Annotated in this window: 9 protein-coding genes and 2 pseudogenes; 3 read left to right on the plus strand and 8 right to left on the minus strand. The window is 47.8% G+C overall.

All coding sequences use genetic code 11. The features are described 5' to 3' along the window. Positions 1–484 precede the first annotated feature (484 nt). Positions 485–1035, plus strand: a pseudogene (locus tag D908_RS04545) (gamma carbonic anhydrase family protein). On the opposite strand, the gene D908_RS04540 reads toward D908_RS04545, so the two are convergent. From D908_RS04540 to tsaC, 4 genes are all read right to left on the minus strand, one after another. Beyond that, positions 1016–1291 carry a DUF1488 family protein gene (locus D908_RS04540; protein ID WP_005526215.1) on the minus strand — a complete coding sequence of 92 codons (276 nt, stop codon included), beginning with the start codon at positions 1289–1291 and terminating at the stop codon, positions 1016–1018. The pseudogene D908_RS04545 and the gene D908_RS04540 sit on opposite strands and share 20 nt — an antisense overlap. Next, positions 1288–2124, minus strand: coding sequence for a shikimate dehydrogenase (gene aroE, locus D908_RS04535; protein WP_005526217.1), 837 nt, complete (start codon positions 2122–2124; stop codon positions 1288–1290). Before aroE ends, D908_RS04540 begins: the two co-directional genes overlap by 4 nt. A 61-nt stretch (positions 2125–2185) precedes the next feature. Then, positions 2186–3103, minus strand: a complete 918-nt coding sequence (gene hemF / locus D908_RS04530) for an oxygen-dependent coproporphyrinogen oxidase (protein WP_005526219.1) — start codon at positions 3101–3103, stop codon at positions 2186–2188. Between the two features lie 18 nt (positions 3104–3121). Then, positions 3122–3679, minus strand: a complete 558-nt coding sequence (gene tsaC, locus D908_RS04525; RefSeq protein ID WP_005526221.1) for an L-threonylcarbamoyladenylate synthase type 1 TsaC — start codon at positions 3677–3679, stop codon at positions 3122–3124. Positions 3680–3848: 169 nt separating this feature from the next. Between tsaC and purE the strand changes: the two genes are divergently transcribed. Beyond that, the gene (gene purE, locus D908_RS04520; protein ID WP_005526224.1) at positions 3849–4334 is read left to right on the plus strand and encodes a 5-(carboxyamino)imidazole ribonucleotide mutase; all 486 of its coding nucleotides are present in this window, start codon (positions 3849–3851) and stop codon (positions 4332–4334) included. A 3-nt stretch (positions 4335–4337) separates the two neighbouring features. Continuing rightward, positions 4338–5471, plus strand: a complete 1134-nt coding sequence (locus D908_RS04515) for a 5-(carboxyamino)imidazole ribonucleotide synthase (RefSeq protein WP_005526226.1) — start codon at positions 4338–4340, stop codon at positions 5469–5471. A 74-nt stretch (positions 5472–5545) separates the two neighbouring features. Here the strand turns inward: D908_RS04515 and D908_RS04510 are convergent, their stop codons facing one another. The 4 genes and pseudogenes from D908_RS04510 to D908_RS04495 form a co-directional block, all read right to left on the minus strand. Continuing rightward, positions 5546–6112, minus strand: a complete 567-nt coding sequence (locus D908_RS04510; protein WP_000095516.1) for a DNA topoisomerase family protein — start codon at positions 6110–6112, stop codon at positions 5546–5548. 15 nt (positions 6113–6127) lie between these two features. Continuing rightward, positions 6128–6604, minus strand: coding sequence for a DUF494 family protein (locus D908_RS04505; RefSeq protein ID WP_000979768.1), 477 nt, complete (start codon positions 6602–6604; stop codon positions 6128–6130). Positions 6605–6606: 2 nt separating this feature from the next. Continuing rightward, positions 6607–7721: pseudogene (gene dprA / locus D908_RS04500) on the minus strand (DNA-processing protein DprA). Continuing rightward, positions 7721–8848, minus strand: coding sequence for a LysM peptidoglycan-binding domain-containing protein (locus D908_RS04495; protein WP_005526233.1), 1128 nt, complete (start codon positions 8846–8848; stop codon positions 7721–7723). The pseudogene dprA and the gene D908_RS04495 overlap by 1 nt, the downstream one beginning before the upstream one ends. Between the last annotated feature and the right edge of the window lie 116 nt (positions 8849–8964).

Genomic DNA, 8964 nt, shown 5'->3' on the forward strand with positions numbered 1-8964 from the left:
TCTTCAATTAAAGTTTGGCTCAATGAATACTGATAACATTACATTGTAATGTTGAATTGACTGTGCTGAATGATTGCTCATTCAAATGGTCACTCAGTTCATTGATAAATCTTTTGCGATTATCATCAACGAGTGCCCACACAGATTGATTGGTTTGTATTGTTAAAGAGCGTTCTTCTTGGCGGTCTGCTTCAGAAGAGGCGGCCATTTTAGCGAGATAAACTGTCGTGTCAAACACTTTTTTTCAGTTTATTTTCGTTGACGATTTCGCCACCTAAAATACCGAACTGAATCACTGCTAACGCTTGTTGCGTCTACCGTGTCAGTGAGGGCGGATTATAGAGAAGCTAGTTATATTGGCAAGCACTTTTTAGAAGTTTTTTAAAGATTTCGGATACTTGGTGATGTTTTAGGCATAATTGGCTATTTGTTAATGATTAGGCCATCTACTATACCCACTACTCGCTTATAAAAAGGTGAAATAATGAGTTCAATTCGTAGCTATAAAGCATTGCGCCAAAATTAGGGGAAAAGGTTTATGTGGATGCCAGCGCAGTTATCGTCGGTGACATTGAACTGGATGATGATGCAAGCATTTGGCCTTTAGTGGCAGCTCGTGGTGATGTGAACCATATTCGGATTGGGAAGCGCACTAACATTCAAGACGGCTCTGTATTGCATGTCACCCACAAAAACGCTGAAAACCCGAATGGATATCCTCTACTGATAGGAGATGATGTGACGGTTGGGCATAAAGTCATGCTACATGGTTGCACTATTCATGATCGAGTATTAGTCGGTATGGGTTCTATCGTGTTGGACGGCGTCGTAATTGAAAGTGATGTGATGATTGGCGCGGGCAGTTTAGTGCCTCCTGGCAAGCAACTCGAAAGTGGCTTTCTTTATATAGGTAGCCCTGTAAAACAAGCACGCCCTCTCAATGAAAAGGAGCGCGCTTTTCTCTTAAAGTCCTCAAGCAACTACGTTCAGAGTAAAAATGACTATCTGAATGACGTTAAAACCGTTCGCGAGTGATCTCTATTTGACCTAGAGAGTTAAACATTTCGTCTTCAATCGCTTGTTCGGCGAGTTCCTCTAGGTCAAAACGCCATTCACTGAATACCGTCATCACGTGTTGCGATTCTGCTAAAGCTTCACCTGAGAGTTCCTGTAGAACTTGACGTGCCACAAGACATTCGATTAACGCTCCGTTTTGCTGAGCAAAAAATACGACGGCTTGTTTGCTCTCATCCCAATGCTGTATATCTGGAAACAGAATGGATTGGTTCATAGTGCCCCCTCAAGATTTTTACGCAGCTCACGCAAAATTTGCTTGGTTCCCGGACGTAACCCTCGCCATAACATAAAACTTTCCGCAGCTTGCCCCACCAGCATACCTAAGCCATCAATCACCTGCGCACAGCCTTGTTGTAGGGCCCATTGGTTAAATACGGTGTGCCCTTTGCCATACATCATGTCGTAGCAGACAGAGCGAGGTGAAAAAATCACAGGATCAATCGCAGGAAGCTCACCATCGAGACTGGCTGAGGTCGAGTTAATGATCACATCATAGCTTTGAGTCATCTCTGTGAAAGGTTTGGCTATCACAGTGCCGTAGGGGGTCAGTATCTCCGCCAATTGTTCGGCTTTAGATAACGTCCGATTGGTAATCGTAATCGAGGCGGGCTGTTGATCCAGCAGTGGTTTGAGAACACCACGCGCCGCACCACCAGCTCCAATTAGCAAAATATTTACGCCTTTCAGTTGCACTTGTTGAGCGAGCAGATCTTGCACCAAGCCTTCACCATCGGTGTTGTCACCCAGTATTTCACCATCATCCAACTTTTTGAGCGTATTCACCGCCCCAGCCAACCGCGCGCGTTCCGTTAGTCGCCCTGCAAAACGGTAGGCGTCTTCTTTGAAAGGCACCGTTACATTACAACCTCGTCCACCTTGCGCAAAAAAGTGATTAGCCGCCTCGATAAATCCATCGACTGGCGCGCATTGCGCGGTATAGGTCATGGGCTGCTGGGTTTGACGTGCAAACAGCGTATGAATAAAGGGGGATTTACTATGGTTAATGGGATTACCAAAAACTACATACTGATCGATTTGAGAAGCCATATCCTTGCCTAAACAATCAAAAGGGTCACTTTCGCGACCCTATCACTCAGAACTTCAAGTGTCACCATTCACGCGGAACTAAAAACTCGCTCAACTGGGCTTCTGGGGTACCAGACTCAGGTTGATAAGCGTATTCCCAACGTGCTAGAGGCGGCATCGACATCAAAATTGACTCGGTACGACCACCGGTTTGCAGACCAAACAGAGTGCCGCGATCCAACACCAAATTAAATTCAACGTATCGACCACGGCGATAGAGTTGGAATTGGCGCTCGCGCTCTGTAAAGGGAGTGTTTTTGCGTTTTTCGACAATCGGCACATAAGCTTGGGTATAACCTTCACCGACCGCCTGCATATAGGCGAAACATTGCTCGAATGGCCACTCATTCAGATCATCAAAAAATAATCCGCCGATGCCACGTGTTTCGTTGCGGTGCGGCAAGTAGAAGTAGCGATCACACCATGCTTTATGCTCGTTATAGATTTCTGCACCAAAAGGTGCGCAGAGATTTTTCGCAGTTTGGTGCCAGAACTGGCAATCCTCAACAAAGGGGTAAAACGGCGTAAGGTCAAAACCACCACCAAACCACCAGATCGGAGCTTCCCCCTCTTTTTCAGCAATAAAAAAGCGCACATTGGCATGAGAGGTCGGGACATACGGATTTTTCGGATGCATGACCAGAGAAACACCCATGGCTTCGAAGCGACGACCTGCCAATTCTGGACGATGGGCAGTCGCAGAGCCGGGCATCTGTTCACCAAACACATGGGAGAAGTTCACACCACCTTGTTCGAAAACGGCGCCATCTCGCATCACTCGGGTACGGCCACCACCACCCAACTTTTCGCCCGGCTCACGTTGCCATGCATCTTCAATAAATTGCGCTTGACCATCCGCCGCTTCCAATTGCTGGCAAATTTGATCTTGTAACTGCAGCAAAAAGTTCTTCACTGCTTGCTTATCTATGTTTGACTTCACGTTTTCTCCTGCGCAGGGTTATCCCTGTCTTAACACTTGTAAACTGCGTGCATCGCGAATTTCACTCGGGCCACAATGGCCACTGGTTTTACCTTCCAACACGGCCTCAATTTTATTTCCTAACTGAACCACCACTTCTTGCTGCGTGGTACAAGCGGGTTGTCCACTTAAGTTGGCACTGGTTGACGTTAATGGTTTGCCAAACGCCAAACACAATTGCTGCACTAACGGATGATTAGACACTCGCACAGCCACCGTATCAAACTGACCTCGTACCCAACTCGGGGTATAAATGCTTGCGGGCATCACCCAAGTCAACGGAGCGGGCCATGACGCTAATACCTGAGCCAACTGATCTGCCGTAAGCTGGTTTTCATCGATATAGGGACGTAACTGCTCATAGTTTGCCGCAATCAAGATCACCCCTTTTTCAATCGGACGCTGCTTAATCGCAAGTAAACGCAGCATCGCGGCTTGGTTGTCCGGATCACAGCCTAAACCAAATACCCCTTCGGTGGGATAGGCAATCACACCGCCACTTTGCAGCACATGCACCGCTTGTTGCAGATTGTCCACTTTATCGACTCCTATATATCACTCAATAGCAGTGTACGACTAGTATGGCGATTGACCAGTTATTATCACCGCCAACAAAAAGCAAACGTTTGCTTGAGATGAAAATCCCCGTATAATGCGCCGCAACACAGGTTTATCCACCCAATTCATAACACTGAAGGAGTTTGAGATGACAGTCGGTATTATCATGGGTTCCAAATCAGACTGGCCAACTATGAAACACGCAGCAGAGATGCTTGACCAGTTTGGTGTCGCTTATGAAACCAAAGTAGTTTCGGCACATCGTACTCCCCATCTGCTAGCCGATTACGCCTCAAGCGCCAAAGAACGTGGTTTACAGGTGATTATCGCCGGTGCTGGCGGCGCTGCGCATCTGCCAGGAATGACCGCAGCGTTTACTAGCCTACCGGTTCTCGGAGTGCCCGTTCAATCACGCGTTCTGTCTGGCCTCGACTCCTTATACTCAATTGTACAGATGCCAAAAGGTATTGCGGTGGGTACGTTAGCGATTGGAGAAGCTGGTGCCGCGAATGCAGGATTACTTGCCGCGCAAATCATCGGCATTCACAACCCAGAAGTGATGAGCAAGGTAGAGGCCTTCCGCGCCAAGCAAACCCAGTCCGTATTAGACAACCCAAATCCTGCGGAGGAGTAACGGATGCGTGTTTTAGTTCTTGGTGCTGGTCAGCTTGCGCGGATGATGTCCTTGGCGGGAGCACCACTGAATATTGAGACAATTGCCTTTGATGTCGGTAGCGAAAACATTGTTCATCCCTTAACTCAAACCGTGCTCGGCCATGGATTGGAGCAAGCGATTGAGCAAGCCGACGTTATCACCGCTGAGTTTGAACACATTCCTCATCCAATCCTCGATCTCTGTGCACGCAGTGGCAAGCTTTACCCAAGCGCTGAAGCCATCAAAGCCGGTGGCGATCGTCGTTTAGAAAAAGCGTTGCTGGATCGCGCCCAAGTGGCGAATGCACGTTATTCGATTATCCGCAGCCGAGATGACCTGAGCGCTGCAATCGCTGAGATTGGATTGCCTATGGTGCTGAAAAGTGCGCTAGGTGGCTATGACGGCAAAGGTCAATGGCGTTTAAAAGAACAAGCTCAGCTCGATAATATCTGGAGTGAGTTAGCACAGTATCTAGAGGCAAATCCTGAACAAGCCATTGTGGCCGAAGAGTTTGTGGCTTTTGACCGAGAGGTTTCGCTGGTTGGTGCTCGTAACTTAGCGGGTGACGTGGTGGTTTATCCCTTAGCAGAAAACGTCCATACCCAAGGTGTACTCAGCCTTTCGACGGCGATTGATGCACCAGCTCTGCAAAGCCAAGCAGAAGCGATGTTTAAAGCGGTGGCTGAGCAGCTTAACTATGTCGGTGTATTGGCGTTGGAATTTTTTGAAGTGCAAGGCAAGTTGCTGGTCAATGAAATCGCACCACGAGTACACAATTCAGGCCACTGGACTCAACAAGGCGCTGAAACCTGCCAGTTCGAAAATCACTTACGCGCGGTATGTGGTTTGCCACTGGGTAGCACCAAACTAGTTCGTGAAACCGCAATGATCAATATCCTTGGTGAAGACCAACTCCCCTCCTCCGTGTTGGCGATGGAAGGCTGCCACGTACATTGGTACGGCAAGGCCAAACGCCCAGGACGCAAGATGGGGCATATCAATGTGACAGCGGATTACACTGGTGAGTTGCAACGTAAACTATGCCAATTAGCGACTGTGTTAGATGAGAAGGCTTTTCCTGCCGTACACGCAGTAGCAAAGGAAATTCAGCCTTAATCCATACCCCACTAATGCAAATAAAGCCGCGTCTAACGCGGCTTTAATTTTTATGCTATGGGCAAAAACCGAGGTTAACTATCCTGAATATGCCCACATTGACGATTTGCGCACTGATAACGGATACCTGCCGCGCTCTTTTTCTCAACCATCACCGTAAAGCCGCACATTGCACAAGTCTGAGCAATCGGCTTAGCGTTTAGCGCAAACTTGCATTTAGGGTAAGCATCACAAGCATAAAATAGCTTGCCGAAGCGAGACTTTCGTTCGATGAGATGACCTTTACCACAGTCAGGGCAAGTAATATCCGGAGAGCTTTCAGCTTGATTAGGCGAATCCATCGACTCGATATGATGGCACTGCGGATAATGGCTACAACCAATAAACATCCCGTAACGACCTTGGCGTAGCACCAGCTCATGTCCACACTCAGGACAAGACACTCCTAACTCTTTGATGATATGGCCATCATTTTGATGCAAAGGCTTAATGTAGTCACAATCCGGATACGCAGTACAGCCTAAAAAAGGCCCGTGTTTACCGTGGCGCAGCTGCAATTCTGCGCCACATAGAGGACAGGGTGAAGATTGCAGCGCATGTTCATGGGCTGCAAACAATTGTGGGTCAATTTTACTGCTCATAGACAATTCACAGGCTTAATGCAAAATGCCTTGTTCTTTGCTGTATAACAGCTCTTCCATCAAGGTGTAGGCGTTTTCATTACCCGGCACATTGAACAGAACCATCAAGATGATCCACTTCAGGTCATCCAGCTCAAACTCATCGGTTTCTAAACCCATGACACGGTCAATCACCATCTCACGCGTTTCTGTGGTTAGTACATTGATGTGTTCAAGAAACAGCAGAAAACCGCGCGATTCGAGATCAAGGCGCTCCATTTCTTCCGGTGCATAAATTCGCATCGAAGTCGCAGCACTTTTCGAGATCGCCGTTTGCGCATCGGTTTGTTGCAAAGCTGCCAGATCTTCCAGCCAATGAAGAGCTTTGTAGATGTCTTTTTGGTGAAACCCAGCACGCAGCAGTTCATCTTCCAACTGGTCCTGATCCACTTGCAACTCAGCATCGCTATGGATATAGGTTTCGAACAGATACATCAAAATATCCATCATCATAGCTAGCCCCTCCCCTTTCTAATATAGCCACCAGGTACTGCAACCACATGCCCTAGGAGTTCAAGCTCCAAGAGCTGCATCATGACATCTTGAACCGGTATATGGGTCCGGCTTGCGAGAATATCAATAGGTGTAGCCTCTACTCCTACGTTAGCTAACAGCTCGGGAAATGGCAATTCTTCATCGCTCTGCGGAGCAGAAAAAAGTGTCGCTTGGTAAGGTACTCGTTCAGAGAGTGACCAAGTGAGTGCATTTTTGAGCTCTTGATGAATTTGTTGCACGCTCTGAACTAAACAAGCCCCCTGACGAATCAACTGATTACTACCCTGACTGGAGGCATTGTAAATAGAACCGGGAACCACAAAGACCTCACGCCCCTGCTCTGCCGCATAACGCGCTGTGATGAGTGAGCCACTTTTCTCCGCAGCTTCAACCACGACCACGCCAAGCGATAACCCACTAATAATACGGTTGCGCCGCGGAAAGTGATCAGCTTTAGGAGGCACATAAGGTGCAAATTCCGAGACTAAAGCGCCTTGTGTAATAATCCGCTCAGCGAGTCCTTGATGCTGTTTTGGGTAGATTTGAGTCAAACCAGAACCTAAAACCGCCACAGTTTGCCCTTGCGCTTGCAAAGCTCCATCATGGGCATGTCCATCAATACCGAGAGCAAGCCCACTCATCACCACTAATCCAGATTGAACTAGCTCGCCAGCAAACTGACGCGCAATTTGTCGACCATCAATCGTGGCATTGCGACTACCGACAATCGCAACTGCGGGATCATGTAAAACTTCCCATAGGCCTTCAATAAACAACACAGGGGGTGGCGCTGAAATTTCTTTTAATAAACGGGGATAAAGCGGGCAGTGAGGCGTCACTATGTATCGGTTTTTCGCACCATCTCGCCATTGCAAACACTGTTCAGCTTGCTTGGCGGCTTGGGTGGTTAAATACACCAATTGTTCTGGTTTGAGCCCTAACGCCAACCACTGCTTGGGCGTAAAGCTTTGCAGTTGCGTTGCGTTTGGGTGGAAAGAAGATGGGAAATTGTCCTGCTACCCAGCTTAGGGGTGAAGCAAAGCGCTAGCCATGTGGCTAAATCCTGATCCTTCATTAACTGGCATCATTAACCAAATCAGTTTGCTCAGTAGATTGCGCGACCTCAGCTTGAGCCTCTTGGTTTGCAATCTGCGGCGACAGTGCCAGCACATCATTACTGATCGGGGCTGAACTATTGGTGATCAATGCCAAACTAAACCGTTCATAAGGACGGATCACCATCAAGGTGCCCACTTTTAAACTTGGCAGTTGTACATCAGAATTAGCGCTACCTTGCTGATAAGTAAACAGACCTTTTTTGCCATTTACTTTTGCTCCTGCTTGATAGAGTTCAAACATACTGCCCTGCGCAATACCATCACGACTGCCTTGATCGATGATCACAACCTGATTCTGGCCTGCATACTGACTGCCTTCTAATGAGCCAAGAATACGCGCTTCACTATCTTCAGGAGCGGGCTGCGGATAGAAGGTAGTAGAAAGCTGACGTTCTTCGATGTCGATTTCTGGCAATGCAATATCATTCGACAAGATCTCTTGGTTTTGCTCATGCAGGGTTAGACCGCTGAAATTACTGTCGGTCATCGCCAGCTCGCCAGTTGCAACCAAGCGTAGAGCAACCATAACGTCATCTTCACGCTGATATTGTGCAACTTCGCGATAGATACCCCATTTTTTCTCGCTTTGTACCCCAGTGATATAAAGCTGATCTTGCTTGGTCAGATATTTACGACCATCGCTGGAACCAATTACACGAACACTATCTTGCAACGTGGTTTGATCCATTAGGCGATCGGATTGGAGATAAGGCAGCACCAAACCTTCTTGTACTGTTGGGACGGCTTGTTTTTCCAGCACACGCACTTGCGGACTCAGTTTGCGCATCGGTTTTAGGCTGAGTACGGGTTGTCCATCGCGCCAAAACAGCGTCAGCTTATCACCGGGATAGATCAAATGTGGGTTATCGATCTCAGGGTTCACTTGCCACAGCCTTGGCCACAGCCAAGGGCTATCGAGATACAGGGCGGAAATATCCCACAGGGTATCGCCCTTCACCACGGTATAAGTTGTCGGGGCATTTTGTTTAAGAGTCAGCGGTGTTTGCTCATCCGCGGTCACCTGTTCACTGAGTAAAGCGAAAGGTAATAAAGCGCAGGCAATATAACGGGTTAATCGTGCCATGACCTTGCTTCCTTGGTCGAAAAATTTACTGGGTATCGGAGAAATCACGTCCGGATGCTGTCATTTGGGTCATAAAATGTCTAGAATTGAGCCAACACGCATTAAGCTGTTTCGGC

Origin of the sequence: Vibrio mimicus CAIM 602 (assembly GCF_000338875.1) — a bacterium.
Classification (GTDB): Bacteria; Pseudomonadota; Gammaproteobacteria; order Enterobacterales; family Vibrionaceae; genus Vibrio; species Vibrio mimicus.

Bases quoted from the DNA above. Each gene is read 5' to 3' on its own strand.
- D908_RS04540 (WP_005526215.1), bottom strand. From the start codon at position 1,291: ATGAACCAATCCATTCTGTTTCCAGATATACAGCATTGGGATGAGAGC.
- aroE (WP_005526217.1), bottom strand. From the start codon at position 2,124: ATGGCTTCTCAAATCGATCAGTATGTAGTTTTTGGTAATCCCATTAAC.
- purE (WP_005526224.1), top strand. From the start codon at position 3,849: ATGACAGTCGGTATTATCATGGGTTCCAAATCAGACTGGCCAACTATG.
- D908_RS04515 (WP_005526226.1), top strand. From the start codon at position 4,338: ATGCGTGTTTTAGTTCTTGGTGCTGGTCAGCTTGCGCGGATGATGTCC.
- D908_RS04510 (WP_000095516.1), bottom strand. From the start codon at position 6,112: ATGAGCAGTAAAATTGACCCACAATTGTTTGCAGCCCATGAACATGCG.
- D908_RS04505 (WP_000979768.1), bottom strand. From the start codon at position 6,604: ATGATGATGGATATTTTGATGTATCTGTTCGAAACCTATATCCATAGC.
- D908_RS04495 (WP_005526233.1), bottom strand. From the start codon at position 8,848: ATGGCACGATTAACCCGTTATATTGCCTGCGCTTTATTACCTTTCGCT.